Below are 26,805 nucleotides of genomic sequence, written 5' to 3'. Positions count from 1 at the left end.
CCGGTGGAGCGGATGATGCGGGACGCGAAGATCACCCAGATCTACGAGGGCACCAACCAGGTCCAGCGCATCGTGATGGCCCGCAACCTCCCCTAACGGCGCCACCGGTTCCGAACCCGCCACGCCCCCGGCCGATCCCGATCGGCCGGGGGCTTCCGCGTGCCGGGCGGCGGCCGGGACGGCCGGCCACCGTCGTGTCGTATAAATGATCGTCAACTCCCCTACGTGGAAACCGAGTGCGGAGGAACACAGATGACCGCCCGCGAGACCCCCGGCAGGATCTGGCTGATCACCGGTGCCAACTCGGGCTTCGGCCAGGCCATCGCGGAGGCCGCCGTGGCCGCCGGAGACACCGTGGTCGCCGCCGCCCGCCGGCCCGAGGCACTGACCGGGCTGGCGGACGCCCACCCCGGCCGGGTCCTGCCGGTCCGGCTGGACGTCACCGAGCACGAGCAGATCTCCGCCGCCGTCGAGGAGACGCTGTCCCGGTTCGGCCGGATCGACGTCCTGGTGAACAACGCCGGGCGCGGTCTGGTCGGCGCCGTCGAGGAGCACACCGACCGCGAGCTGCGAGACCTCATGGACCTGCACTTCTTCGGCCCGGCCGCGCTCACCCGGGCGGTGCTGCCGCACATGCGGGCCCAGGGATCGGGCGCCGTGGTGCAGATGAGCAGCATGGGCGGCCGGTTCACCTTCCCCGGTGTGGGGGGCTACTCGGCCACCAAGTTCGCGCTGGAGGGGCTGTCCGAGGCGCTGGCCCAGGAGGTGGCGGGCTTCGGGATCAAGGTGCTGATCGTCGAGCCGGGCGCGTTCCGGACCGGCTTCGCGGGCGGCGGCGCGCTCGCCCGCACCACCCCGATCGCCGCGTACGAGCCGGTCGTCGGCCCGGTCCGCACCGGCCTGCCGGACTCCGACGGCAAGCAGCCGGGCGACCCGGCAAGGGCCGCCGAGGCGATCCTGGCCGCCCTGAACGCCGAGCGGACCCCGCTGCGGCTCGCCCTCGGCACCGACGCCGTGACGGCGGTCCTCGGCCACCTGGACGCCGCGCGCGCCGAGGCCGAGGCCTGGGCGGAGGTCGGCCGCGGCACCGACTACCCGTCCGGCGCCTGAACGGCCGGCGCCTGAACGGCCGGTGCCTGAACGGCCGGCGTCTGAACAGCCGAAGCCTGAGCGCGGCCCACCGGTAAATCGGCCGGCGGCTGAGCGCGGCCACCGGTAAATCGGGCGACGGCGGGCGGCCCGGTTTCCTAGGCTGCCCGCCATGCCCTCCGCGCTCAGCCTGGCCCCGCTCACCCCCGACAACCTCGACGCCGCGCTCGCCCTGCGGGTGCGCCCCGAGCAGGAGGGGCTGGTCGCCTCGGTGGCCGAGTCGCTGGCCGTGGCGTACGTGCACGGGGAGGCGGCCTGGCCCCGGCTGATCCTCGACGGCGGGCGGCCGGTCGGCTTCGTGATGGCCTTCTTCGACGTGACCTTCTACCCCGAGCGGCCCGAGGACCGTCCCCGCTCCGGCCTGTGGCGCCTGCTGATCGACGCGGAGCGGCAGGGCGGCGGGTACGGCCGGTTCGCCGTCGAGCAGGTCTGTGCCGAGATCCGCCGTCGTGGCGGCGCCCGCGCGGCCGTCACCTACGTGCCCGGCCCGGACGGCCCGGCCGGGTTCTACGCCCGGCTGGGTTTCCGTCCGACCGGCGAGCTGAGCGGCGGACAGGCCGTCGCGGAGCTGGCGCTGTAGGTCTCAGTCGAGCAGTGCGGCCGCCTGCTCGCGCGCCTGCCGCAGCCATGCGGCCCGCTGGGCGGCGGGGGCGTCGGTGACGGTGCGGAACACCGTCCGCCGGACGTCGGTGACGCCGACGTACGGCAGCACGCAGGCCGCCCAGATCCGCTCCAGCGGGTCGCCGAACTCCTCGCGCTCCCGGGCCTCGGGGGTGTCCGAGGTGTTCAGCACCAGGGCCCGGCCGGCCCGCAGCAGTCCGGTGGGCTCGCCGTCGGCGGTGCCGAGCTTGTACGCGACGCCGGGGGCCAGTACCCGCTGCACCCAGCCGGTCAACACGGCGGGCGGCATGCCCCACCAGTTCGGGTGGATCAGCACCAGCGCGTCCAGGGTGGCCACCTCGGCGCGGTGCAGGGCGAGTCCGGGGTCGGCGGCGGCCCGGGCGTCGGTCACCGTGCCGGTCTCCTCGGCGGTGAGCAGCGGCGCGAACCCGTCGGCGTACAGGTCGTGTGCCCGGACCTCGCAGCCTCGCCCGCGCAGCTCGTCGACCACGGCCTGGTAGAGCGCGTGATTGAAACTGCCCGGCCGCGGATGTGCCAGGTAGACCCCGATTCGTCCCATGTCCCCGCCCCCTCAAGGTGGTTGGAGGCCGATGCTACTGGTACCCCCGGGGCTGTCGGGCGGCCGGGCGGCCGTGCGCCCGGACACTGTGTGCACACGCACGCAATCTCGGTACGATGAACGCCATGGACCGCGCCGATCTCACCCTGGGCCCGCTGTCGGAGCAGGACCACGCCTTCTACGGCCTGGTCTGGGCCGGGACCACCCTCGCCGCCCGGGTCGACCGGGAACTCGCCCGGGTGCACGGGCTGCCGCTCTCTTGGTTCGAGGTGATGCTCTGGCTGAACGGCCAGCCGGAGCCGGTGGCCGCCTCCGACCTCGGCGCCAAGACGATGCTCAGCCGCAGCCAGGTCTCCCGGGTGGTGGACGCCCTGGCCGGGCGTGGACTGGTCTCCCGCGCGCCCTCCGCCTCGGACGCGCGCTCGGTGCGGATCGAGCTGACCGAGCGGGGCCGCGCCCTCTTCGCCGAGGCCGACGCCACCCGGCGGGCCGTCCTCGCGCCGGTCTTCACCGAGCGGCTGGACCAGGCGGACATCGAGGCCCTGGAGACGGTCTGGCGCAAGCTGAAGGCCTGACCGACGCGCCCTGCCCGCTCGTCCGCGCGACCGCCTGCGCGACCGCGCTACGCGGCCTCCGCCGCCGACCGGCCCGAGGCGCCGGCGCTCACCTCGTCCAGCACCTCCCGCGAGCGCAGCAGGTCGGCGATCATCCGGTCGATCCGCTCGCGCCGCGCGGTGAGCTCCTCGACCAGCCGCGGCGTGGCGACCTCGTTCGGCCCGCCGTCGGCGTCCCGCATGCAGGGCAGGACCTTCTGGACGGTGCGGCTGCTCAGCCCGGCGGCGAACAGCTCCTGGATGTGGACCACCCGGTCCACGGCCGTCTCCGGGTACTCCCGGTGCCCGCCCGGAGTACGGTGCGCGACCAGCAGGCCCTGCTGCTCGTAGTACCGCAGCGAGCGCTCGCTCACGCCCGTGCGCCGGGCCAGTTCGCCGATCCGCATGTCGCCCACCCCGTCCTCCCCGTGATCGCGACGCGAGCGCCCGCCGCGAGCGCTCGTGGAAACGCTCGCCGAGACGCTCGCCGAAGGTGCTCGATTCCCGGATAGCACGCCCTGGTGCCCCCGGGCTCCGAGGGGGCGGCGCGCGGCGTCCTGCCGCTCGTGCCATGATCCCTGCATGGGTTCCAACGTTTTCTTCGACATCACCATCAACGACGAGCCGGCCGGCCGTATCGTCTTCAAGCTGTACGACGACGTCGTCCCGAAGACCGCCCGCAACTTCCGCGAGCTGGCCACCGGCCAGAACGGCTTCGGCTACGAGGGCTCCGGCTTCCACCGCGTGATCCCCGCCTTCATGCTGCAGGGCGGTGACTTCACCAACCACAACGGCACCGGTGGCAAGAGCATCTACGGCGAGAAGTTCGCGGACGAGAACTTCCAGCTGAAGCACGACCGCCCGGGCCTGCTCTCGATGGCCAACGCCGGTCGCAACACCAACGGTTCGCAGTTCTTCATCACCACCATCGTCACCGACTGGCTGGACGGCAAGCACGTCGTCTTCGGTGAGGTCGTCGAGGGCATGGACCTCGTGAAGAAGATCGAGGGCCTCGGTTCGCAGAGCGGCCGCACCTCGGCCAAGATCACCATCGCCAAGTCGGGCGTGGTCGAGTAATCACCGCCCTCCGGGACCGGTGACGAACCACCTCCGAAGCGGGAAGTCGGCCTCGCCGACCTCCCGCTCGGGGGCGGTGGTGTTCCCGGCGCCTCCGGCGGTCTCGACACCGTCCCGATGCCTAGGCCGAAGGACCGATGGCCGAATCCCCGCCGCCCGGGTGGAATGGGCGGGTGGACGACGAGCAGGCGTACGAGGGACTGGCACCGGCGGTACGGGCGGCGTACCTGGAGCGGATCGGGCTGACGGAGCCCGGGCCGCCTTCGGTGGCGGGCCTGGCGCGGCTGCAGGCGGCCCACCTGCGGACGGTCCCGTTCGAGAACCTGAGCATCCACCTCGGCGAACCGGTGGTGCTGGAGCCGGCCGCCCTGGCGGCCAAGCTGGTCGACCGGCGGCGCGGCGGCTTCTGCTACGAACTCAACGGCGCCTTCGCCGAGTTGCTGCGCTCGCTGGGCTACCGGGTGAGCCTGCTGGCCGCCCGGGTCTTCGACGGTGAGCGGCCCGGACCGCCGTTCGACCACCTGGCGCTGCGGGTGGACCTGGACGAACCGTGGCTGGCCGACGTGGGTTTCGGCCGCTTCGCCCTGCGCCCGCTGCGCCTCGACGAGCGCGGTGTCCAGCCCGACCCGCACGGCACCGTCACGATCAGTCCGTACGGCGACCACGGCGAGCTGGACGTACGGCTCGACGGCGTGCCGCAGTACCGCCTCGACCCGCGCCCGTACCCGCTCGCCGACTTCGGGCCGACCTGCTGGTGGCAGACCACCTCGCCGCAGTCCCACTTCACCCGGTCGACCACCTGCTCGCTGCTCGCCCCGGACGGCGGCCGGACCACCCTCAGCGGTACGCGACTGATCCGGACCGCCCCCGACGGCACCCGTACCGAGGAGCAGCTCACGGACGCCGGGGCGCTGGCCGCGTACCGCGAGCACTTCGGCATCGTGCTCGACCGGCTGCCGGCCCGGCCGGCGGCCTGAACCACCCGGGCAGGCCGGCCGCCGGTCAGCCGAGGCCGTCGGTCAGCCGAGGCCGCCGGTCACTTGAAGTCCGGCATCGCGGTGTCGTTCTTGAAGGCGTCGAAGACCTGCTTGGACTTGGTGGTGTCCCAGAGCACTGCGGACTCCCCGGTCTTGGTGTGGTAGTCCGCGTTGCCGATGGGGATGGTGATGGTCTTGCCGCCGCCGCCGTTGACGTCCTTCATGGCGAGGAAGAGCGAGCCCAGGTCGGTCAGCCCGCAGTCGTCGTCGACGATCAGCGTGCCGAGCGCCGAGTCGACCAGCGGGTAGAAGATGAACGGGTTGAGCAGGGTGCCCGGGGAGGCGGCCTGGTGGGCCAGGGCGCCGAGGAACTTCTGCTGGTTGCGCATCCGGCCGAGGTCCTGGTCGGCCATCTGGTGGCGCTGGCGGACGAAGGCCAGGGCCTGCTTGCCGTTGAGGGTCTGGTCGCCGGCCTTGAGGTCGAGGCCGGAGTCCTTGTCCTTGATGTCCTGGTCGATGTGCATCTCGACGCCGCCGATGGAGTCGACGATGCCGACGAAGCCGGCGAAGCCGATCTCGGCGTAGTGGTCGATGCGGATGCCGGTGTTCTGCTCGACGGTCTGCACGAGCAGGCGGCCGCCGCCGTTGCCGAAGGCCGAGTTGATCTTCGCGGTGGTGGCCTTGACGGGCTTGCCGTTGCTGCCCGCGTGCTCGGGGATCGGCACCCAGGAGTCGCGCGGGATGCTCATCAGGGTGTTCCCGTTGTCCCCGATGTGCAGGACCATCATCGAGTCGCTGCGCTTGCCCTCGGTGTCGTGCCCGGTGTGCAGGTCGTCCTGCTCGGCGTCGGTGAGGCCCTGGCGGCTGTCCGAGCCGACGATCAGCCAGTTGGTGCCCTTGCCGGCCGCCGGGCGGCCGGGGTAGTCGGCGAGCACGTTCTCGTGGTTGAGCTTGGAGTCCGCCCAGAAGTAGGTGGAGACGGCGGTCACCATGACGGCGATCAGCAGCCCGAAGACCGACCACTTGACGATCCGGCGCGGCGGCCAGCGCCTGGCTTCCGGGTCGGCCAGCCACGCTCCGGCCGGGCCACCGGGGCCACCGGGGCCACCGGGGCCGCCGGGGCCGTCCGGACCGCCGGGCCGATCAGGACCGCCCGGACCGCCAGGGCCGCCGGGCCGACCGGGACCGGCCGGGGCGCCCTGCGGCGGGACACCGACGTACGGCGACGACGGCGGCATCGTCGACGGCTGCCGTGGCGCGGGCGCGCCCGGCCCGCGCGGGTTCAGCGAGGCCGGCAGCGGCGGCTCGGCCGCCGCCCCGCCTCCGCCGTTGCCGCCGTACGGGTTCCCACCGCCGCCCGGGCGGCCCTCCTGCCACGTGTTCATGCCGTCGAGGATGCCCGACGCCGGTCGTGCTGACTCCCCCCGGGGGCTTCACCAGGCCTCTTGTAGCAGTTTTGATGCACGTACCGGATCGTTCCGCTGAAACGTCCCGTCACCGGCGTTCCGGCAGCCGAAACGATTCTTGACCGCCTCGAACACAGCGTGTTTGCATCTCAGGCATGGACCAGCGTTGGGCACTCACGCGTCGGCGGCACGTCGACCTGCGGCGTGGGGTGGCCTGCTCGCTCTGTCGCGGCTGACGCCGCCCGCTCCCCGCGTCCGCCGGGACGCCGTCTCCGAGCACCGACTCATCCCGAGCACCGAACCGCGGCGCCCTGCCGTCGCGGCGCCGCTCCGCAGAGCCGCCGCCCCGCTTCCAGCCAGAGGTGAACCATGGCCACCGTCCTGTCCGTTTCCGGCTCCCCGTCCGCCACCTCCCGCACCACCCGCCTGCTGCGCCATGTCGACGCCCACCTCACCGACCGCGGCCACCACGTCGTCCCCTTCGAGGCCCGCAGCCTGCCCGCGCACGCCCTGTTGTCCGGTGACTTCGACCACCCCGCGATCGCCGCCGTCACCGACCTGGTCGCCCGCGCCGACGGCGTGGTGATCGGCACCCCCGTCTACAAGGCCGCCTACTCGGGCCTGCTGAAGGCCCTGCTGGACGTGCTCCCGCAGCACGCGCTGACCGGCAAGGCCGTCCTGCCGCTGGCCACCGGCGGCTCGCCCGCGCACGTCCTCGCGGTGGACTACGCGCTGCGCCCGGTGCTCAGCTCGATGGGCGCCGGCCACATCACCCAGGGCTGGTTCGTGCTCGACCGCCACATCACCGCCGGGGAAGACGGCACGACCCTGGTCGAGCGCGGGACGGACGCCCTGCTGGCCCCCGTCGTGGCGGGCTTCGCCGACGCCCTGGAGCGGCTCGCCGCACCCGCGCTGACCGGCTGATCAGCGGTCGGCGCGGCCCCGTACGGGCTGACCCCGAGACGGTTCGCGGCGCCCCTTAGGGGGTGGGGCGCCGCAGCCCGTAGAACCTTGGTTGCACCGCTTCATTCCGACGGAGGACGAGCGGGACCGCAGCCGGCTCCTACCGTGGATCCCACGTCCCCACCCGCCCGAACGCGGCCCGGTTCCATCGGGTCCGCGGCCCGTTTCCGCCGGGAGGGTGGGGGCGTCGGGTGGGCCCACTTCTGAGGAGAATCCAGTGACGACGGCAGCAGCCGTGTACGACCCCCAGCTCCCCGGCGGAGCGTCCGCCGTCGCCGCGTCGGCCCGTCAGGTCACCAAGGCGTACGGCTCGGGGGAGACCAAGGTGACCGCCCTGGACGCGGTCGACGTCGACATCCAGCGGGGTCGGTTCACCGCGATCATGGGCCCGTCCGGCTCCGGCAAGTCGACCCTGATGCACTGCCTGGCCGGTCTGGACACGGTCAGCAGCGGTCGGATCCGGATCGGGGACACGGAGATCACCGGGCTCAAGGACAAGCAGCTGACCAGGCTGCGCCGCGACAAGATCGGTTTCATCTTCCAGGCGTTCAACCTGCTGCCGACCCTGAGCGCGCTGGAGAACATCACGCTGCCGATGGACATCGCCGGCCGCAGACCAGACCCGGCCTGGCTGGACCAGGTGGTGGAGACGGTGGGCCTGGCCGGCCGGCTCAAGCACCGCCCCACCCAGCTCTCCGGCGGCCAGCAGCAGCGCGTCGCGGTGGCCCGGGCGCTGGCCGCCCGCCCCGAGATCATCTTCGGCGACGAGCCCACCGGGAACCTGGACTCCCGGGCCGGTGCCGAGGTGCTGACCTTCCTGCGCCGCTCGGTGGACGAACTGGGCCAGACCATGGTCATGGTCACCCACGACCCGGTCGCCGCCGGCTACGCGGACCGCGTGCTCTTCCTCGCCGACGGCGTGATCGTCGACGAGATGCACGCGCCCACCGCCGACTCCGTCCTCGAACGCATGCGCCGTTTCGACGGCAAGCGCACCAGCTGAGCGGCGGGACGACTCACCATGCTGCTCAAGACCTCACTGCGGAGCTTCTTCGCCCACAAGGGCCGGATGGCGCTCTCGCTCGTAGCCGTCGTGCTGTCGGTCGCCTTCGTGTCCGGCACTCTGGTGTTCTCCGACACCGCCACCAGTACCTTCTCCAAGCTGTTCGCCGCGACCGCCTCGGACATCTCGGTCCAGCCGCCCAAGCCGGCCGACGACGAGGACCGGCAGCCCACCGACAAGCCCCTGACCGTCCCGGTCTCGCTCGCCGGGCAGGTCGCCGCGGTTCCCGGCGTGAAGACGGCCGTCGGCCAGGTCATGGTCGGCAACGCGATCCTGGTCAACCCGGCCACCAGCAAGCTGGTCGGCCCGACCACCGGCGCGCCCACCCTGGTCGGGAACTGGACCGACACCCCGCGCAACCCGGTCCGGATCACCTCCGGGCACGTCCCGCAGAACTCCGGCGAACTGGTCCTGGACGCGGACACCGCCAAGAAGGCCGGCCTCGGCCTCGGCGACCGCATCCGGGTCGACAACGCCGCCGGGCAGCACCCGTACACGATCGTCGGCATCGCCACCTTCACCACCACCAACCCGGGCGCGGCGCTGGCCTTCCTGGACACCCCGACCGCCCAGCAGGTGCTGCTCGGCGAGCAGGCGTACACCTCCGTCGAGGCCTTCGGCGACGGCAGTCGCGGCGACGACCGGCTCAAGGCCGACGCCCTGGCCGCCGTCGGCAGCGGCTACCAGGTCAAGACCGCGGCCGAGCAGAAGGACGAGAACACCAAGGCGATCGGCAACGGCCTGAGCTTCATGAAGTACGCGATGCTCGGCTTCGCCGGCATCTCGCTGGTCGTCGGCGGCTTCCTGATCATCAACACCTTCTCGATGCTGGTCGCCCAGCGCACCCGCGAGATCGGCCTGCTGCGCGCCATCGGCGGCAGCCGGCGGCAGGTGAACGGCTCGGTGCTGGTCGAGGCGCTGATCCTGGGCGTGCTCGGCTCCACCCTCGGGGTGGCGGCCGGCCTCGGCGTCGCGGTCGGGCTGATCAAGCTGATGAACGCGATCGGCATGGACCTCGACGCGGGCGACCTGGAGATCGGACCGGACGTGTTCGTCGCGGGCTACGCGGTGGGCGTCCTGATCACCGTCATCGCGGCCTGGATCCCGGCCCGCCGGGCCGGCCGGATCGCGCCGATGGCCGCCCTGCGCGACCACGGCACCCCGGCCGAGGCCCGGTCCAACACCGTCCGGTCGGTCATCGGCCTGCTGCTGACCGGCGGAGGCGCCGCCCTGCTGGTCCTCGCGGGCACGGCGCGGGAGGCGTCCACCGGCGGCCAGTACCTGGGCCCGGGCCTGGTCCTCACCCTGATCGGCTTCGTGGTGCTCGGCCCGCTGCTGGCCACCGTGATCATCAAGGTGCTCGGGGCCCTGCTCCCCGCCCTGTTCGGGCCCTCCGGCACGCTCGCCCAGCGCAACGCGATGCGCAACCCGCGCCGCACCGGCGCCACCGCCGCCGCGCTGATGATCGGCCTGGCCCTGGTGATCGGCGCCTCGGTCTTCAGCTCCTCGGCCGTCACCTCGGTCGGCGCTCAGATCGACAAGTCGGTCGGCGTGGACTACATCATCGCGGGCGGCCCGACCGGGGTCACCGCGGACATGACGGACGCGGTGCGGCGGACTCCGGGCATCGACCACGTCACCACCCAGGAGGACTTCGGGCACGTGAAGGTCCGGCTGCCGGGCGGCCAGAGCACCAGGACGGACCTGACCGCGGTGCCGGGCAGCTTCTTCGGCGCCGACTTCCACCCGGTGGTCAGCTCCGGAGCGGTGGACTCGGTCGGGCGCGGCTCGCTCGGGATCGGCGAGGCCTTCGCCGAGGACCACGGCCTGAAGGTCGGCGACCGGCTCACCGTCGACTACGGCAGGGGCCGCACCCAGACGCTGCCGGTGGGCGTGGTGTTTCAGAAGGGCGGCCTGCTCGGGGACGGCTCCTTCGTCGGCCTGGACACCGTCACCGGGGCCGTCCCGGCCGCCGAGCAGCCGCCCGTCCGCACCTTCTTCGCCAAGGCCGCGCCCGGCGCCGACGTCGCCAGGACGCTGACGGCCCTGGAGGACGCGCTCAAGCCGTACCCGCAGCTGACGGTCAAGGACCAGGCCGGCTACAAGGAGCTGGTGCAGTCCCAGGTCGACACCCTGCTCTACCTGATCTACGGACTGGTCGGCCTGTCGATCACCGTCGCGGTGCTCGGCGTGGTCAACACCCTGGCGCTGTCGGTGGTCGAGCGGACCCGCGAGATCGGCCTGCTGCGGGCGATCGGACTCTCCCGCCGCCAGCTGCGCCGGATGATCCGGCTGGAGTCCGTGGTGATCGCGGTGTTCGGCGCGGTGCTCGGCGCCGGGCTGGGCCTGGCCTGGGGGGTCACCGCCCAGCGGGTGCTGCGGGACCAGGGCCTCGGGACGCTGTCCGTCCCGACCGGCACGGTCGTGGTGACGCTGGTCGCCTCGGTGGTGATCGGTCTGGTCGCCGCGCTGGTCCCGGCCTTCCGGGCCGGGCGGATGAACGTCCTCGCGGCCATCGCGACGGACTGACCCGGCGGCGGGGGACGCCGGGTCGAGCTCCCGGGGCGGGGGGACCGGGAACACGGGGGAAACGGGGGAACGGGGGTCAGGGGCCGGGCGCGCACAGCGCCCGGCCCCTGCGGCGCCCGCACGGAGGAGGAGGCGGTCCGGGCGGCCATGCGGCGGTCCGAGCGGCCAGGGGCTCCGCGGTCCGGCTCCGTTCACCGATCGCCCTGAACCTGCCCCGAACCTGCACCGTTCCCACTCCGATTCGGGAGCGGGCGGGCGGAGCGGTACGGTGTGCGTGATCACAGCGCCGGTACGGCCCTTCGGGGCACCCGGAGCCGCCCAGACCGGGACAAGACGGAGACGCGTCGGCACCGGTACGGTTGGCCCCGATGAACACCAAGGCTGCTGATGAGCTGCCGGCTGTTTCCGTGATCATGCCGGTGCTCAACGAGGAACGACACCTGCGCACGGCGGTCCGGCGCATCCTGGATCAGGAGTACCCGGGGCCGATGGAAGTGGTGATCGCCCTCGGCCCCTCCACCGACCGCACCGCCGAGATCGCGGCCGAGCTGGTCGCGGAGGATCCGCGGGTGCGCACGGTGGAGAACCCCACCGGCCGGACCCCCGCAGGGCTGAACGCCGCCATCCGCGGCTCGCAGCACCCGATAGTGGTGCGCGTGGACGGCCACGGCCTGCTCACCCCCGGCTACATCACCACGGCGGTCCGGCTGCTCGGCGAGATGGACGCGGCGAACGTCGGCGGCATCATGCACGCCGAGGGCGAGACCGAGTGGGAGCACGCGGTCGCGGCCGCGATGACCTCCAAGATCGGTGTCGGCAACGCGGCCTTCCACACCGGCGGCCTGGCAGGCCCGGCGGACACCGTCTACCTCGGGGTGTTCCGGCGGGAGGTGCTGGAGAAGCTCGGCGGCTACAACGAGGAGTTCATCCGCGCCCAGGACTGGGAGCTCAACTACCGGATCCGCCAGGACGGCGGGCTGGTCTGGTTCACCCCGCAGCTCAAGGTGACCTACCGGCCCCGGCCCTCGGTCCGGGCGCTCGCCAAGCAGTACAAGGACTATGGCCGTTGGCGCCGGGTGGTGACCCGCTACCACCGCGGCTCGGTCAACCTGCGCTACCTCGCCCCGCCGTCCGCGCTGCTCGCGGTCGTCCTCGGGCTGGTGCTCGGCGCCGCCGTCCACCCGGCCTTCCTCGCGGTGCCCGGCGCCTACCTGCTGGGCATCCTGGGCGGCGCGGCGGTCGAGGGGCGCGGCCTGTCCCTCAAGGCCAGGGCGCTGCTGCCGGTGGCGCTCGCCACCATGCACCTCAGTTGGGGCTTCGGCTTCATCACCTCGCCCCGTTCGCTGGCCCGCCGGGTGATGCGGAGCGTCAGCCCGTCCTCCAAGGACGTGCTCTCCCAGGCGCGTTGACCGACGTCGCGAAGGGGTGACGCCCCCGGAGCGGCGGCGCGGGTGTCGGTCCGCACGGTGCCGGCCGCGGTTCGCGGCCGGCACCGGGCTCTCCGCTGTGGTGCCCCTGCCGGCGCCTCCTCGGCCGCGCTACTTGGCGCAGACGTCCACGTCGTCCGCCTGCACGCGCTGGAGGTCCTTCGGGGCCTCCGTCGGCGCCTGCGCGGGCGTCGCGAGGACGTCCTTGCCGAGCACCAGCAGCAGCGGGTCCTTCGGCCCCGCCTTCGGGTTCGGCCGGACGGCGTCGGCGGGCAGCCCGAGGGCGGCGGCCAGCGCGGAGGCCGCGGCCTCCTGGCCGGCGGGATAGGACACCGTGGTGCCGGCGGTGACCGGTGCGTCGGAGGCCACCGCGGCCTTGGCGAAGCCCTTGGCCTTCAGCTTCTCCACCGTCGGACCGGACTGCCCGCGCGTCCCGCTGGCATTGCGCACCGTCACCGGGACGTCCTTGGCGTCCACCGCCGCGGCGGTGGTGGTCGGCGCGGCCGGGGCGGGCGCGGCCGTCGTGGTCGTTCCGGCGGTGGGCGGGGCGGTCGTCCCGGTCAGCGAGCGGTCGCCCGCGATCATCGCGAACACCTGCCCCGCGTCGGGCTGCTTGAGGATCAACCGGTCCTCGTCCTTGGGGTCGTCCAGGACGGGCACGGTGGTGAAGGTGATGTTCTTGGTGTCCACCTTGCTGAGGTCCTGCGCGAGGTCCTTCAGCTTCTCCACGCTGCCGATGGCGGAGTCGACGGTGAGCGCCTTGGTTGCCGCGTCCGCGAGCTTGTAGAGCTTGGTCGGGCTGGTCAGGGTGTCGTCGCTCTTGATCTTGCGGATCATCGAGCTGATGAACTGCTGCTGGAGCGGGATGCGGGTGAGGTCCCCGCCGAAGCCGACGGCGTGCCGGGTGCGGACGAAGGACAGCGCCTCCTCGCCCTGGACCACGTGCCGGCCCTTGGACATCTTGAGGTGCGAGTCCTTGTCGTCGATGTCCTTGGCCGCGCAGACCTCCACCCCGCCGACGGCGGTGGAAAGGGTCTTCACCGCCTCGAAGTTGACCTGCACGAAGTGGTCGACCCGGATCCCGGTCATCTTCTCGACGGTCTTCCAGGTGCAGCCCGCGTCGCGTCCCTGCTGGCCGAGGCTCGTGTTGAACATGTCCCGCGCCGAGCCGGGGATCTTCGTCCCCTTGTCGGTCTGGCACTCCGGGATCGGCACCATCAGGTCGCGCGGGATGCTGATCACGGTCGCGTTGGAGCGGTCCTTGGCGATGTGGAACAGCAGGGTGGTGTCGGCGTGCCCGCTGCTGCCCTCGTCGCCGTACTCGCGGCCGAGGCCCGCCCGGCTGTCGGTGCCGATCACCAGGACGTTCAGCGCGGCCCCGGCGGCCTGCGGCCGCTCGGCCTCGTCGCCCAGCTGGACCTTGACCGAGGTCAGGTTGTTGTTGAAGTGCTGGTACAGGTAGTACGCGCCGCCGCAGCCCGCGGCCATCACCAGCGCGCCGGTGCCGGCCGTCCACTTGACCATCCGTCGCCGCCGCCTGCGCCTGGCGGTGGCGGCGGCCCGCCGTCGGGTGTCCCGGCGGCCCTCCCCGGCCGGGGCCGGCTCGGCCGCCGCGTCCCCGTCGGGCCGGCGCTGCCCGGGGACCCCGGCGGCCCGGTCGACCCGGTACGGGCCGGTTTCCGGTTGCTCCTCGTACACGGGGGTTCCCTATCTTCGGACCGGTCACGGCTCCGGCCCGCCCGCTCCGACGGGCCGATCCGGACACACTAGACGAGCCGAACGGGGGAATCGTTCCGGTTGTGACTTCCGTCATGCGCTGGCAAGGGCTCGGCAAAGTCGTGGCCCGGTCCGGCATTTCCCGGCCGTCGCCGCCTCGGTGGCGCGGACCTGCGGCGTCGCCGGGATCAGCGCTGGGCGCAGGGGTCCACGTCGGCCGTCCGTCCCTCGAAGGTGGGCGAGCCGCTCGCCGAGGGTGACGCGGTGGCCCGGTCCGACCCCGGGCCGGCGGCCCCCGCCGGGCTCGGTTCCACGCCGGCGGACGGGCTCGCCCCCGCGGTGGGCGTCGATCCCGGCGGCCGGACGGTGATCGGCCGGTCGTCCCGCAGCGCGGTGAACAGCTGGGTGGTCTGGGGCTGCACGAACTCGTCCCGGTCCGAGTCGTAGTGGTACGGGCGGCGCGGCGCGGTCAGGAACGCCACGTCCTGCGCGGGGATGCCGCGCAGGTCCTGGGTGAGGTCGTACAGCGCGCCGAGCGACGACAGGCCGGCGTCCGCCTCGATCGAGGAGGTGGCCGCATCCAGCACCGGCCACAGCTTCGCCGGGTTCAGCAGCACCCCCTGCGACTGCACCTTGTGGATCAGCGAGGCCAGGAACTGCTGCTGACGGCCCATCCGCTGGGTGTCGCTGCCGTCGCCCAGGCTCTCCCGGGCCCGGACGTAGCCGAGGGCCTGTTCGCCGTGCAGCACCTGGCGGCCGGCCGGCAGGTCCAGCTTGGCGTCCTTGTCGTGGATCGGCTGCGTGACGCACACCTCGACGCCGCCGATCGCGTCCACCATCGTCTTGAAGCCATGGAAGTCGAGGATCAGGTAGTGGTCGATCCGGATGCCGCTCAGCTGCTCGACGGTGCGGATCGAGCAGGCCGGACCGCCCACTTCGAAGGCCCAGTTGAACTGCATCACCCCCGGCTTGCTGCGGGTGCCGTCCGGCTTCTCGCAGGCGGGCACGGTGACCATGACGTCGCGCGGGACGGAGACCGCCGTCGCGTGCCGGCGGTCGGCGGCGACGTGCAGCAGGATCGTGGTGTCCGAGCGCTGGGTGCCGCCCTGGCCGCCGTAGGCGGAGTTGGCGCCGGAGCGGTCGTCGCTGCCGATCAGCAGGATGTTCTGGGCGTCCTTGGCGCCGGCGGTACGGCTCGGGCGCTCCGCCTCCAGCTTGGCCAGCAGCTTGTCGGTGGCCGAGTCGGTCCGGATGTTGCCGTCAAGCTTCCGGTAGGCGACGTACAGCAGCACCCCGCCGGCGACCACCAGGAACGCGACGACGCCGGCGGTGATCATCAGCCACCGCCGGCGCCTGCGCGGGCGTTCCGGTCCGCCCGGGGGAGCGTCCGTCGGGGGAGCGTCGTCGGTCGGGGGGTGCTCGGTGTCGTCCTCGGCCATGGCGGGGATCCCTACCCGCCGGGCCGCCGCCCGGGGTCAGCCGAGGCGCAGTGTCACCCGTTCGGATTCGACCCGCTTCTCCCACTGATCGGCGCTCAGACCCTCGGAGTTGCGGCACAGCACCACCGAGGCGCCGGCCGCCAGCGGCGCCAGCAGGCCGGCCTCCAGACCCGACCAGTCGTCGTAGGACAGCGTGGACAGGACCCGCCCGCCGGGTTCCAGCCCGAGGCGCGCGGCGCCCTCCCGGGCCAGCGCGACGGTCTGCTCGCCGGTCAGCTTCAGCGGCAGCCCGTCCACCGTGGTCTCCAGCGACGGCCCGTCCGGCGGCACGGGGGAGTACGGCGCGAAGCGGTCGCCCTGGCCGGGCACCTCGGCGGCGTAGTCGAGGAAGCCGTCCGGGCGCTGCGGGAAGCGGCCGCCGAGCGGGCGCAGCGCGAGCGCGACGCGCTCGCCCTCGCAGGCGTGGGCGGCCTCCAGGCCGTCCGGGCCGCTCACCACCAGGTCGGCGGTGGCCGGGTCCCCGGCCGGCACCGCCGTCACCCCGACCGACCAGCAGGCCAGCAGCCAGACGGCGCTCTGCCAGTGGGCGGGCAGCAGGAGTGCGGCGCGGTCGCCCGGACCGGCGTTCAGCTCGTCCTGGAGGAGGTTGGCGGTCTTGGCGACCCAGTTGTCGAAGGTCCGGGCGGACAGCTCCACCCGTTCGCCGGTGGCGTCGTCGTAGAAGGTGACCAGCGGGGCCGCGGGATCGACCGAAGGGGTGCCGCCGCGCAGGTAGGCGTGCAGCAGCTCGACGGGGGTGCGGGCATCGGCAGCGAATGGCGCAGTCATGGTGCGCCCCAGCCTACGGCCTTCGGGTGGGAGGCCGGGAGGGCGGCCGACCGGGCGCGAGGTGGCGTGGCGGGACGTCCGTTTTGCGGCGACGATCCCTTTCATGTGCATTTCCAACGAGGCCTCACGTCGGACCGTGCGCCCCGCCCTTCGGGGCGTGCGCCGCTCCCTCCCCGCCCTGCTGCTCGCCGGCTGCGCCGCCGCCCTGCTGCTCCAGCCCGCTCCCGCAGCCTCCGCCGTGCCCCTTGCCCCGGCCGCCGAGCGCCGTGACTTCCCCGGCGGCGGCACGACCGTCTCGCTCCCGCTGGCCACCGGCCACCGGCTGGCGCCGCGCGCCACCCGGACGTTCGAACTCCTCGGCGTCGGCTGGGACGGCCCGCCGGCGGCGATGGCCGGCGCCACCGTCCGGGTCCGCACCCGGGACGCCGCCACCGGCCGGTGGGGCGACTGGCACGCCCTGGAGGCCGACGCCGAGGACGGCCCCGACCGCAGCACCCACGGCGCCACCGCCCCGCTGTGGACCGGCCGCAGCGACGGCGTCGCGGTGGAGGTCGTACCGGGCCCGGCCGGTCCGCCGCCCGGCCTGCGGCTCGACCTGGTCGACCCCGGCGCGGGCGGCGGCGCCACGGCCGCCACCCGGACCCTGCCCGCCGCCCCCGCGGACGGCCGTCGCGCCCCGCGCCCGGCCATCGTCACCCGGGCCGGCTGGGGCGCCGACGAATCGCTGCGCGCCCCCGGCTTCGAGTACACCGGCCCGGTCCGCGAGGTCTTCGTCCACCACACCGCGACCGCCACCGACTACGCCTGCTCCGACGCTCCCCGGGTGATCAGGTCGATCTACCAGTACCACGTCAAGACCAGCGGCTGGCGGGACATCGGCTACAACTTCCTGGTCGACCGCTGCGGCACCGTCTACGAGGGCCGCGCCGGCGGCGTCGACCAGCCCGTCCACGGCGCCCACACCCTGGGCTTCAACACCGACTCCGCCGGGGTCGCCGCCATCGGCACCTACGGCGACGCCCCGCCGCAGCCCCTCCTCGACGGGCTCGCCACCCTCGCCGCGTGGAAGCTCGGCCTCACCGGCCAGGCCGCCGACGGCCACACCAAGCTCACCTCCGCCTCCGACGCCAGCCGCTACCCCAAGGGCACGGTGGTCGACTTCGACGCCGTCTCCGGCCACCGCGACGCCTTCAACACCGAGTGCCCCGGCGACGCGCTGTACGCCCGGCTCCCGGACCTGCGGGCGGCCGCGGCGCGACTGCAGGCGAGCTGACGCCCGCCCGGCCGCCCGCGCCCGCCGTCCCCCGCCCACCGGCCGGAAGGTCCCCGCCCGCCGTCCGGAAGGTCGCCGCCCGGCCCGCGTTATCGTTCATAGCCTCAGGCACCACAGGAGGCGACGGCAGTGACGGGCGGCGAAGCGGTACGGCGCTGGCGGCCGGGCTTCCCGATCGACGCGGTCCGGACGCTGCTGCCGCTGCGCCGGGGCCCGGCCGACCCCTCCTACCGCACCACCGGCGACGGCGCGGTCTGGCGGGCCTCCCGCACCCCGGCCGGCGTCGGCACCCTCCGGGTGCTGTCGCGTCCGGGTGTCGGCGAGGTACAGGCGACCGCCTGGGGCCCCGGCGCCCAGTGGCTGCTGGACCGGCTGCCCGCGCTGCTCGGTGCGGAGGACCGGCCGGAGGCGCTGGTGCTGCCGCCCGGCCCGCTGCGGGACGCCCAGCGCCGGACCGCGGGCGTGCGCCTGACCCGTACCGGACTGGTGCTGGAGTCGCTCGTCCCGGCGATCCTGGAGCAGAAGGTCACCACGGACGAGGCCTACCGCGCCTGGCGCATCCTGCTGCGGGACTTCGGCACCCCGGCGCCCGGCCCCGCCCCGGGCATGTGGGTGACGCCGACGGCCCGGGAGTGGGCGATGGTCCCGAGCTGGGAGTGGCACCGGGCGGGCGTGGACCCGAAGCGTTCGGCGACGGTGATGCGGGCGGTGCGGCTGGCACCCCGGCTGGAGGAGGCCTCGGCGATGGGCCACGAGGAGGCCTTCGTCCGGCTGACGGCCGTCCCGGGCATCGGCGTCTGGACGGCCGCCGAGACGCTGCAGCGCAGCAACGGCGACCCGGACGCGGTCTCGGTCGGCGACTTCCACCTCCCGAACCTGGTCGGCTGGGCCCTGGCCGGGCGCCCCCGCAGCGACGACGCCCAGATGCTCGCCCTCCTGGAGCCCTACCGCCCCCACCGCTACCGCATCTGCCGCCTCCTCCTCGCCATCGGCACCCGCGCCCCCCGCTACGGCCCCCGGCTGACGCCCAACGACCACCGCCACCGCTGAGCGAAGAGCAGCGAAGAGCGCCGCGCTGCGATCCGGGAGGAGGTCCCGGTGATCCTCGTTGTCAGGGTCGGCTACCGCCGCGAGACCCACCGCGGCCGCTGAGCCCTACCGCACCTCGATGAACGCCTCCGCGTCGCGCTGCGGCCGTTCGCGGGGCGGTTCGGCCGGGCGGCCGACGGCGACGGCGCCCATCGGGTCCCAGCCGTCCGGGAGGTCCAGTGCGGCCCGGACGGTGTCGCGGCAGAACATGGTGGACGACACCCAGGCGGAGCCGTAGCCCTCGCCGGTCAGCGCGACCAGCAGGTTCTGCACGGCCGCGCCGGCGGCCACGGTGAACATCTCCCGCTCGGCCGCGGCCCGGCGCGGGTCCGGGTAGTCGTGGGAGCCGTCCATCACCAGGCAGGGGACCACCAGGTACGGCGCGTCGCGCAGGACGTCGCCGCGGGCGGTGCGGCGGGCGATCCTGGCGTCGTCCCAGCCGTCGAGTTCGCGCAGGTCGCGCTGCCAGGCGGCGAGCATCGCGTCGAGCAGCCGGGTGCGGGTCCCGGCGGACTCCAGCAGGACGAACCGCCAGGGGGTGGTGTGGTGCGGGGCGGGCGCGGTGACGGCGGCGGCGACGGCGCGGCGGACGGCGGCCGGGTCGACCGGGTCGGTGGTGAAGGAGCGGACGGTGCGCCGCAGGGTGACGGCCTGGCGCAGCGCCTCGGAGGTGCCGAGCCGGAACATGTCGTCCGAGGCGCGCCGCACCAGGGGCCGGGTGCCGTCGCCGTCCTCGTCGGTGACCAGGTGTCCGAGCCCGCGCACGATCGCGACCGGCACGCCGGTGGCCTTGCCCTTCACCAGGTCGGCGGCGGCGGCGAGTTCGTCGGCGGTGGCGGTGACGGTGAGCACCAGCTCGTTGCCGTGGCTGTCGGTGCGACCGCGGTGGTCCTCCAGGACGGACAGCCCGGCGGCGCCGATCGCCACGTCGGTGAGCCCGTTGCGCCAGGGCCGGCCGAAGGTGTCGGTGACGACGACGGCGAGTCGGCGGCCGGTGAGCTGCTGGAGCCCGGCCCGCAGCGCGCGCGCCGAGGCGTCCGGGTCCTCGGGGAGCAGCAGCACCGTGCCGGGGGCGGTGTTGGAGGCGTCGACGCCGGCGGCGGCCATGACGAAGCCGTTGCGGTTCTCCACGATCCGGGCCGGTCCGCGCCGGGCGACCACCCGGACGGTCTCGGCGTCGATCGCGGCCTCGCGGTCGGCGGCGCGCAGCAGCCGGCCCTCGGCCTTGCTGACGATCTTCGAGGTGACCACCAGGATGTCGCCGTCCTGGTAGGTCGCGGCCTTGGCGATCAGCCCGGCGAGGTCCGCCCCCTGGTCGATCTCCGGTATGCCCTCGACGGCCAGGACCTCCAGCGAGGCGGTCACGTGCGGACCTGCTCGGCGAGCGCGAGCGCCGCCCGGGCCATCTCGGCGGTGGCGTCGACGTCCGTCATCAGCAGCGGGACGGCCCGGCAGGCGATCCCGGCGGCCTCGACGGCGGCCACGGCGCCTTCGTCGGCGGTGTCCACCAGCCAGCCGTCCAGGATCCCGGCGCCGTAGTGGAGCGCGACGGCCTGCGCGGTGGCCTCGACACCGATGGCGGCGAGCACCTTGTCGGCCATGCCCCGCACCGGCGCTCCGCCGATGATCGGGGAGAGGCCCACGACCGGGGCGGAGGCGGCGGCGACGGCCTCCCGGATGCCGGGGACGGCCAGGATGGTGCCGATCGAGACGACCGGGTTGGACGGCGGGAAGAGGATGACGTCGGCCGCGGCGATCGCCTCCAGCACGCCGGGCGCGGGCTTGGCGGTGTCGGCGCCCACCGGGATGATCGCCTCGGCGTCGACGGCGGCGTGCAGCTTGACCCAGTACTCCTGGAAGTGGACGGCCCGGGTGCCCTGCTCGTCGGTGATCCTCACGTGGGTCTCGACCCGGTCGTCACTCATCGGCAGCAGCCGCACGCCGGGCTGCCAGCGCACGCACAGCGCCTCGGTGACCTGGCTGAGGCTGTATCCGGCGGTGAGCATCTGGCTGCGGACGAGGTGGGTGGCGAAGTCCCGGTCGCCGAGGCCGAACCACTCGGGGCCGACGCCGTACTCCTTCATCTCGGCCTTGATCGACCAGGTCTCGTCGGCCCGGCCCCAGCCCTGCTCCTCGTGGATGCCGCCGCCGAGGGTGTACATCACGGTGTCGAGGTCGGGGCAGACCTTGAGGCCGTAGAGGTGGATGTCGTCGCCGGTGTTGCCGATGACGGTGATCTCGTCCTGCGGTCCGACCGCCGCGAGGAGTCCGCGCAGGAAGCGCGCCCCGCCGATTCCGCCTGCCAGTGCCACGATGCGCATGGGGTCATCCTGCCACGGTCGGACTCCTCGTCAGGCCGCGCTCAGTCCGTGCTCAGTGCCGCTCGGCCGGTGCCCGCCGGTGCTGCCCCGGGTGCGGCCCGGCCTGCTGCCCGTGCTGGTCGGGGCGCGGCCCGGCGTGCTGCTCGGCGCTCTGTTCGTGGTGCTGCTCGGGGACGCCGGTGGCGGCGCCGTACTGGTTCATCTCGGTCAGCCCGGGGGCGTAGAGGTGGATGGAGACGGCTGGTTCCAGCGCGCCGTTGACCACCTCGTGGAGGTAGCCGGGGGAGAAGACCCGCTGCCTGCCGGGGCGCAGGGTGCGGGCGTCCTCGCCCGCGTGGCTGAGGGAGCGCTCGATCAGTTCGCCCTGGACGACGGTCAGAACGCCGGAGGACTCGCCGTGGTCGTGGAAGCCGCTGCTCTGGCCGGGCAGCCAGCTGAGCAGCCAGACCTCGTAGCCGGGGCCGGTCGCCAGCCGGGCGTACCAGCGGGTGAGCGCGTCGTAGCGGACCAGCGGCTCCCAGCGGGCGCGGTCGGCGGCGATCTCCCGCACCAGCCGGGCGTACTCGGCGACGGTGGTCGGATGGGCGGGCAGGTCGGTGCGGGCGAGGTGGGGGAAGGCGAGCGGGTCGCCGGCGATGGAGACGTCGCTGAGCCCGTCCGTCCAGCGGGGGGCGCGGGCGGGGGTGAGGCCCAGGCGGGCGAGCTTGTTGCGGTCGCGGTTCCGCTCGCGGATGCGGATGGTGCGCACGGGAGTCGTCCTCGGATGAGTCGGCTGGTTCGGTGGGATCAGCCGGATCCGGGATGTCCTGGGGCGGGAATCGCGGGCGGCCTCTGTGGGTCCTGGGGGCGGCGCGCGGTGGGACGCGGGCGCCTAGATACAGCAGGAACAGAGGCGACAACAAGAGTTCACGGCACGGCGGAACGTGGAACCGCTCCGGGGGCTGGCGAACTCTGACATAGGTGCAAGGACACCGCATGCGCGGGGTCGGTGTCAAACAGGAGGATGCGGCATTCGGGTGGATTCCGTCCGGATCTTTCCCGGATGGGGTGATTCATCACTCTCTATGTTTCGATGGGAAGATCGCCGGGAAGGCAGGCCGATGACCGGCCTGTGACGGTGACCTGGCGTCATTCCGCGCATGGTTGCCGATGGTTCGGTGCCGTCCGGGGCTTTCGAGTCGAAAGTCCGATGTGTCCGGATATGCACACTATTGGTAACCGCTTGGTGCCAGGGAGTGAATCCCGGCCCCAATACCAGAGCTCGGCTTGACTGGGCCAGAGTGACGCAACTGTAATTTCACTCGTGTCGTCGGCCGCACGAGGCAACGGCAACCACGGGGACGCCAAGTAGGGGCAGAGGAGGCGCGCCACATGAGCGAGCTCTTTGAGCTGTTGATCGGGGACGGCATCGCGGAGGACGAGGAGGAACTCGGTTGGCAGGAGCGCGCGTTGTGCGCCCAGACCGACCCGGAGTCCTTCTTCCCCGAGAAGGGCGGCTCCACTCGCGAGGCCAAGAAGGTGTGCCTCGCCTGCGAGGTCCGCTCCGAGTGCCTGGAGTACGCCCTCGCCAATGACGAGCGCTTCGGCATCTGGGGCGGCCTCTCCGAGCGCGAGCGCCGTCGGCTCAAGAAGAGCGCGGTCTGACCGGGGCGGCCCCTGACCCCCGCTGACCCTCCGACAGGTCCGACGAACGGACCTCCAGACAGCTGTACGAGCGCCTCACCCCAGCGGTGGGGCGCTTTCGTGCTCCCCGGCCGTCTCCGGCGCTCCTGCCCGCTTCTTCACCGCCTCCGCACCCGCACCGGGCACGAGCCGGCCATCCGGAGCCGTTAGTGTGGTGCGCCATCCGGTTGCCGTTCACCGGCTGTGTCCACCGAGAACTGGGGCCCGCGCACTCGATGACCGTCTACAGCCACCCGAGCGGCTTCACCGCTTCCAGGCCGCCCGCCTACCCGCGCCACCTGGTCACCGCGGTGATCGTCTCGCACGACGGCGCCCGCTGGCTGCCGCAGGCCCTGGCCGGCCTGCTCGGCCAGGACCGCCAGGTCCAGCGGATCCTCGCGGTCGACACCGGATCCACCGACAACTCCCCGCAACTGCTCGCCGACACCCTGGCCGACTGGCTGCCCGAGAGCGGCCCGCTGGTCCTCGGCCGCCGGGCCGGCTTCGGCACCGCCGTCGCCGAGGCCGTGTTCAACAGCCCGCCGCTGCGCCCGGAGGACCTCCCGTACCGGCTCGACCCCTCCGGCTACGACCCCGTCACCGGCGGCTGGGACGACTTCGGCGACCCGCTCGCCCAGGAGGACGACCTCGGCCGCGGCGGGCCGCGCGAGACCCAGCCGGTCGAGTGGATCTGGCTGCTGCACGACGACTGCGAACCGCAGACCGACGCACTGCGCCGCCTCCTCCAGGTCGCCGACTCCACCCCGAGCGCCGGGGTCGTCGGCCCCAAGCTGCGCAGCTGGTACGACCGCCGCCAACTGCTGGAGGTCGGCGTCACCATCGCCCACTCCGGCCGCCGCTGGACCGGCCTGGACCGCCGCGAGCAGGACCAGGGCCAGCACGACCAGGTCCGCCCGGTGCTCGCCGTCTCCAGCGCCGGCATGCTGGTCCGCCGGGACGTCTTCGAGGAACTCGGCGGCTTCGACCGGGCCCTCCCGCTGATGCGGGACGACACCGACTTCTGCTGGCGGGTCAACGCCGCCGGCCACCGCGTCGTGGTCGCCCCCGACGCCGTGCTGCGCCACGCCGAGGCGGCCAGCCGCGAGCGCCGCGCCATCGACTGCGGCCCCTCCCACCCGCACCGGGTGGACAAGGCCGGCTCCGTCTACACCCTGCTCGCCAACTGCAAGGGCGCGCTCTTCCCGTACGTCCTGCTGCGGCTCGTCCTCGGCACCCTGCTGCGCGTCGTCACCAACCTGCTCGGCAAGGACCCGCGCCAGGCCTTCGACGAACTGGCCGGCCTCGGCCACGAACTCGTCCGCCTCCCACGGCTGTTGGCCGCACGCAAACGCCGCGCCCGAACCAGGGCGGCCGACGCCCTGGACGACCGCACGCTCTTCCCGGCCCCCGGCGCCACCACCCGGCTGGCCATCGAAGGCGTCATCGGCTCGCTCGGGATAGGGGGCGGCGACGACTCCGGCGGCCGGCACGGCACGGTCGAGGCCGGCGGCGACGAGGACGCCGAGGACCTGGTCGTCGAGCAGTTCGCGCTGCTCAAGAAGCTGGCCCGGCGCCCCGCGCCGGTGCTGTTCGCCGCCCTGCTGGTGTTCGCCCTCATCGCCTGCCGCAGCCTGCTCGGCAGCGGCGAACTGCTCGGTGGCGCCCTGCTGCCCGCCTCCGACGGCGCCGGCGGGCTCTGGTCGATGTACGCCGACGCCTGGCACCCGATCGGCACCGGCTCCACCGCCGCCGCGCCGCCCTACCTCGGCGTGCTCGCGGTGTTCTCCTGGCTGCTGTTCGGCCACGCCGACCTCGCGCTCACCGTGCTGGTCGTGCTCACCGTGCCGCTCGCCGCGGTCAGCGCCTACCTGGTGTCCCGGCCGCTGCTGGACTCCAAGCTGGTCCGCGCCTGGGCCAGTGCCACCTACGCCCTGCTGCCCGCCGCGACCGGCGCGCTCGCCCAGGGCCGGATCGGCACCGCCGTCCTCGCCGTGCTGCTGCCCCCGCTGGCCCGCGCCGCCGCCATCGCGGCCGGCCTCGGCATCCGCGAGGAGAGCGCGGCCAAGGGCGCCCGCCCCGGCTGGCGGCCGGTCTGGATGACCGTCCTGCTGCTCACCCTGACCACCGCCTTCGTCCCGCTGACCTGGGCGCTCGCCCTGCCGCTGTGCCTGGCCATGCTGGCCGCCGCGGTGCTGCGCGGCGGCGCCTTCGGCTCCGGCGGCACGGCGCTGCGGCTGCTCGGGCTGCGCGTCCTGGTGATCCTCGCGGCGCCGGTGGCCGTGCTCGCCCCCTGGTCCCTGAAGGTGCTGTCGCACCCCCAGTGGCTGCTGCTGGAGGCCGGCCTGCCCGGCCTGCACGGCGCCGGCGCGAGCGCGACCGGCCTGCTGCTGGTCAACCCGGGCGGCGCCGGGGTGCCGCCGGTCTGGCTCTCCGCCGGTGTGGTGCTCGCGGCGCTCGCCGCACTGCTGCGCGCCGACCGCCGCCGCGCGGTGCTCGCCGCCTGGGGCGCGGCCGGCGCCGGCCTGGTCTTCGCGGTCGCGGTTGCCGGTACCTCCGTCACCCCGGCCTCCGGCGGCCCTGCGGTGCCCGCCTGGGCCGGCCCCGCCAGCCTGATCGCGGGCATCGCCCTGCTCGCCGCCGCCGCGATCGGCGCCGACGGGGCCAACGCCCGCGTCGCCGGGATCGCCTTCGGCTGGCGCCAGCCCGTCGCCGCCCTGGTGGTGGCCGCCGCCGTGCTGGCCCCGCTGGGCACCGGCCTGTGGTGGGCGCTGACCGGCGCCGGCGGCCCGCTGCACCGCAGTGACGCCGCCCAGGTGCCCGCCTTCATCGCCGAGGAGGCCGGCACCACCGACCGGGCCCGCACCCTCGTCGTCACCGGGGAGAAGGGCGCCGTCCGCTACGCCGTGGTGCGCGGCGCCGGCCTGACGCTCGGCCAGGCCGAGTCCACCGTGGACCCGGTCACCGGCACCCAGGACGGCCTGAACCGGATGGTCGGCAGCCTGCTGGCCGGCTCCGGCGCCGACCAGGCGAACGCCCTGTCCGGCTACGGCATCGCCTACGTCCTCGTCGAGCGCCAGGCGATCGACGCCTTCAAGGACGTCCTGGACACCACCCCCGGCCTGGTCAAGGCCAACCAGGACGGCGACGCCGCGCTCTGGCAGGTCGACGGCGTCCCCGCGGTCCGCGCGGTGATCACCGCCCCGGGCGCCACCCCGGTGGTCGTCCCGGCCGGGGTCCGCGACCTCGCCACCACCCTGCCGGCCGGCCCGGACGGCCGGGTGCTGCGCCTGGCCGAGTCCGCCGCTCCCGAGTGGAAGGCCACCCTGGACGGCACCGCCCTGGAACCGACCACCGTGGACGGCTGGGCACAGGGCTTCAAGCTCCCGGCCTCCGGCGGCAAGCTGTCCGTCACCCGGGAGGGCAGCCTCGCCCACACGGGCTGGATCTGGGCCCAGGTGCTGCTCGGCCTCACCGTCCTGGTGCTGGCCCTGCCCGGCCGCCGAAGCAACAAGGACGACGACCTGCCGGAGGAGGTGCTGGCCGCCGCCGCGCTGGCCGCCGCCGCCCAGGCGCAGGCCCCCGTCCCCGGCAGCCGCCGCGCCCGCCGGATGGCCGAACGCGGCGAGGGCGCCGAGGGCGGCGAGCCCGGCGTCGAGGAGGCCGGGGTGTACGAGGGCCGGCCGGGGGCCGTCCCGGCCCAGCCGGCCGGCGAGCCGGTGAGCGAGGCGGTCCAGGCCGCCGCCGCCGTCCAGGAGGCCGAGCCGTACACCGACCCGTACCAGACGTACCAGCAGGCCGACCCGTACAGCTACGACCAGTACGCGGCCCAGCAGCCGGCCGCGCCGTACGGCGGCCAGGGGTACGACGCCCACGGGTACGACGGCGCGCAGCAGGCCTACCCGCAGTACGGCTACGACCCCTACCAGCAGGGTCAGTACGGCTACGAGCCGTACCAGCAGCCCGAGCAGCAGCACCAACAGCAGCAGCACCAGCAGCCCTGGCTGCCGGGCCAGCAGCAGGGCGAGTCCTACTACGACCCGAACGCCCCCTACGACCCCAACGACCCGGACGGCACCGGCCGGTACCCGCACCAGCACGGATCGGGGAGCTGAC

The 26,805-nt window shown here is 73.9% G+C and carries 23 protein-coding genes; 14 read left to right on the top strand and 9 right to left on the bottom strand.

Annotated features, from left to right (window positions below; translation table 11 throughout):
- The 3 genes from ACZ4WV_RS32470 to ACZ4WV_RS32460 form a co-directional block, all read left to right on the top strand.
- Positions 1 to 96: acyl-CoA dehydrogenase family protein (locus ACZ4WV_RS32470; protein WP_157849844.1), on the top strand; the 96-nt coding region annotated here is incomplete at its 5' end.
- A 156-nt stretch (positions 97 to 252) separates the two neighbouring features.
- Positions 253 to 1,110, top strand: coding sequence for an oxidoreductase (locus ACZ4WV_RS32465; RefSeq protein ID WP_465752229.1), 858 nt, complete (start codon positions 253 to 255; stop codon positions 1,108 to 1,110).
- A 151-nt stretch (positions 1,111 to 1,261) separates the two neighbouring features.
- Positions 1,262 to 1,729, top strand: a complete 468-nt coding sequence (locus ACZ4WV_RS32460) for a GNAT family N-acetyltransferase (RefSeq protein WP_465752228.1) — start codon at positions 1,262 to 1,264, stop codon at positions 1,727 to 1,729.
- A gap of 3 nt (positions 1,730 to 1,732) precedes the next feature.
- On the opposite strand, the gene ACZ4WV_RS32455 is transcribed toward ACZ4WV_RS32460, so the two are convergent.
- Entirely contained in the window at positions 1,733 to 2,329 is a 597-nt protein-coding gene (locus ACZ4WV_RS32455; RefSeq protein ID WP_465752227.1) for an NAD(P)H-dependent oxidoreductase, read from the bottom strand.
- A 125-nt stretch (positions 2,330 to 2,454) separates the two neighbouring features.
- Here ACZ4WV_RS32455 and ACZ4WV_RS32450 point away from each other — a divergent pair, with 125 nt between their 5' ends.
- Entirely contained in the window at positions 2,455 to 2,904 is a 450-nt protein-coding gene (locus ACZ4WV_RS32450) for a MarR family winged helix-turn-helix transcriptional regulator (RefSeq protein ID WP_465752226.1), read from the top strand.
- A 47-nt stretch (positions 2,905 to 2,951) separates the two neighbouring features.
- On the opposite strand, the gene ACZ4WV_RS32445 is transcribed toward ACZ4WV_RS32450, so the two are convergent.
- Positions 2,952 to 3,329 carry a MerR family transcriptional regulator gene (locus tag ACZ4WV_RS32445; protein WP_465752231.1) on the bottom strand — a complete coding sequence of 126 codons (378 nt, stop codon included), beginning with the start codon at positions 3,327 to 3,329 and terminating at the stop codon, positions 2,952 to 2,954.
- A gap of 175 nt (positions 3,330 to 3,504) precedes the next feature.
- Between ACZ4WV_RS32445 and ACZ4WV_RS32440 the strand changes: the two genes are divergently transcribed.
- Positions 3,505 to 3,999: a peptidylprolyl isomerase gene (locus tag ACZ4WV_RS32440; protein WP_465752225.1), complete on the top strand. Its 495-nt coding sequence runs from the start codon at positions 3,505 to 3,507 to the stop codon at positions 3,997 to 3,999.
- A gap of 173 nt (positions 4,000 to 4,172) precedes the next feature.
- Entirely contained in the window at positions 4,173 to 4,976 is an 804-nt protein-coding gene (locus ACZ4WV_RS32435; RefSeq protein WP_465752224.1) for an arylamine N-acetyltransferase family protein, read from the top strand.
- 59 nt (positions 4,977 to 5,035) lie between these two features.
- On the opposite strand, the gene ACZ4WV_RS32430 is transcribed toward ACZ4WV_RS32435, so the two are convergent.
- Positions 5,036 to 6,361 carry an LCP family protein gene (locus tag ACZ4WV_RS32430; protein WP_465752223.1) on the bottom strand — a complete coding sequence of 442 codons (1,326 nt, stop codon included), beginning with the start codon at positions 6,359 to 6,361 and terminating at the stop codon, positions 5,036 to 5,038.
- 390 nt (positions 6,362 to 6,751) lie between these two features.
- Between ACZ4WV_RS32430 and ssuE the strand changes: the two genes are divergently transcribed.
- The 4 genes from ssuE (at position 6,752) to ACZ4WV_RS32410 (ending at position 12,346) form a co-directional block, all read left to right on the top strand.
- Positions 6,752 to 7,306, top strand: coding sequence for an NADPH-dependent FMN reductase (gene ssuE, locus ACZ4WV_RS32425; RefSeq protein WP_465752222.1), 555 nt, complete (start codon positions 6,752 to 6,754; stop codon positions 7,304 to 7,306).
- Positions 7,307 to 7,562: 256 nt separating this feature from the next.
- Positions 7,563 to 8,348: an ABC transporter ATP-binding protein gene (locus tag ACZ4WV_RS32420; protein ID WP_465752221.1), complete on the top strand. Its 786-nt coding sequence runs from the start codon at positions 7,563 to 7,565 to the stop codon at positions 8,346 to 8,348.
- 18 nt (positions 8,349 to 8,366) lie between these two features.
- Positions 8,367 to 10,937 (top strand): ABC transporter permease, encoded by a 2,571-nt coding sequence (locus ACZ4WV_RS32415; RefSeq protein WP_465752220.1) that lies wholly within the window; start codon positions 8,367 to 8,369, stop codon positions 10,935 to 10,937.
- Between the two features lie 368 nt (positions 10,938 to 11,305).
- A complete protein-coding gene (locus tag ACZ4WV_RS32410) occupies positions 11,306 to 12,346 on the top strand; it encodes a glycosyltransferase family 2 protein (RefSeq protein ID WP_465752219.1) in 1,041 nt (346 codons plus the stop codon).
- 129 nt (positions 12,347 to 12,475) lie between these two features.
- Here the strand turns inward: ACZ4WV_RS32410 and ACZ4WV_RS32405 are convergent, their stop codons facing one another.
- The 3 genes from ACZ4WV_RS32405 to ACZ4WV_RS32395 form a co-directional block, all read right to left on the bottom strand.
- The gene (locus ACZ4WV_RS32405) at positions 12,476 to 14,062 is read right to left on the bottom strand and encodes an LCP family protein (RefSeq protein ID WP_465752218.1); all 1,587 of its coding nucleotides are present in this window, start codon (positions 14,060 to 14,062) and stop codon (positions 12,476 to 12,478) included.
- A 206-nt stretch (positions 14,063 to 14,268) separates the two neighbouring features.
- On the bottom strand, positions 14,269 to 15,519 hold the full coding sequence (locus ACZ4WV_RS32400; RefSeq protein ID WP_465752217.1) for an LCP family protein: 1,251 nt from the start codon (positions 15,517 to 15,519) through the stop codon (positions 14,269 to 14,271).
- A gap of 36 nt (positions 15,520 to 15,555) precedes the next feature.
- Complete coding sequence (locus tag ACZ4WV_RS32395; protein WP_350746238.1) at positions 15,556 to 16,347, bottom strand: TIGR03089 family protein; 792 nt, start codon at positions 16,345 to 16,347, stop codon at positions 15,556 to 15,558.
- Positions 16,348 to 16,450: 103 nt separating this feature from the next.
- On the opposite strand from ACZ4WV_RS32395, the gene ACZ4WV_RS32390 reads away from it, so the two are divergent.
- Positions 16,451 to 17,620: a peptidoglycan recognition protein family protein gene (locus ACZ4WV_RS32390; RefSeq protein ID WP_465752216.1), complete on the top strand. Its 1,170-nt coding sequence runs from the start codon at positions 16,451 to 16,453 to the stop codon at positions 17,618 to 17,620.
- 129 nt (positions 17,621 to 17,749) lie between these two features.
- Positions 17,750 to 18,670 (top strand): DNA-3-methyladenine glycosylase family protein, encoded by a 921-nt coding sequence (locus ACZ4WV_RS32385; protein ID WP_465752215.1) that lies wholly within the window; start codon positions 17,750 to 17,752, stop codon positions 18,668 to 18,670.
- Positions 18,671 to 18,775: 105 nt separating this feature from the next.
- Here ACZ4WV_RS32385 and ACZ4WV_RS32380 read toward each other — a convergent pair whose 3' ends face one another.
- The 3 genes from ACZ4WV_RS32380 to ACZ4WV_RS32370 are packed head-to-tail and all read right to left on the bottom strand — an operon-like array spanning position 18,776 to position 21,724.
- Positions 18,776 to 20,074, bottom strand: coding sequence for a coenzyme F420-0:L-glutamate ligase (locus tag ACZ4WV_RS32380; protein WP_465752214.1), 1,299 nt, complete (start codon positions 20,072 to 20,074; stop codon positions 18,776 to 18,778).
- Positions 20,071 to 21,030: a 2-phospho-L-lactate transferase gene (gene cofD, locus ACZ4WV_RS32375; RefSeq protein WP_465752213.1), complete on the bottom strand. Its 960-nt coding sequence runs from the start codon at positions 21,028 to 21,030 to the stop codon at positions 20,071 to 20,073. Before cofD ends, ACZ4WV_RS32380 begins: the two co-directional genes overlap by 4 nt.
- Before the next feature lie 52 nt (positions 21,031 to 21,082).
- On the bottom strand, positions 21,083 to 21,724 hold the full coding sequence (locus tag ACZ4WV_RS32370; RefSeq protein ID WP_465752230.1) for a cysteine dioxygenase: 642 nt from the start codon (positions 21,722 to 21,724) through the stop codon (positions 21,083 to 21,085).
- A gap of 677 nt (positions 21,725 to 22,401) precedes the next feature.
- Between ACZ4WV_RS32370 and ACZ4WV_RS32365 the strand changes: the two genes are divergently transcribed.
- Both ACZ4WV_RS32365 and ACZ4WV_RS32360 read left to right on the top strand, forming a co-directional pair.
- Positions 22,402 to 22,674, top strand: a complete 273-nt coding sequence (locus ACZ4WV_RS32365) for a WhiB family transcriptional regulator (RefSeq protein WP_030062195.1) — start codon at positions 22,402 to 22,404, stop codon at positions 22,672 to 22,674.
- A gap of 254 nt (positions 22,675 to 22,928) precedes the next feature.
- Positions 22,929 to 26,804, top strand: coding sequence for a glycosyltransferase (locus ACZ4WV_RS32360; RefSeq protein WP_465752212.1), 3,876 nt, complete (start codon positions 22,929 to 22,931; stop codon positions 26,802 to 26,804).
- Position 26,805 lies beyond the last annotated feature (1 nt).

It is taken from the genome of Kitasatospora sp. NPDC029312, assembly GCF_055569215.1.
The sequence above is the reverse complement of the archived record's forward strand: the minus strand, read 5'-3'. Positions and strand labels throughout refer to the sequence as shown.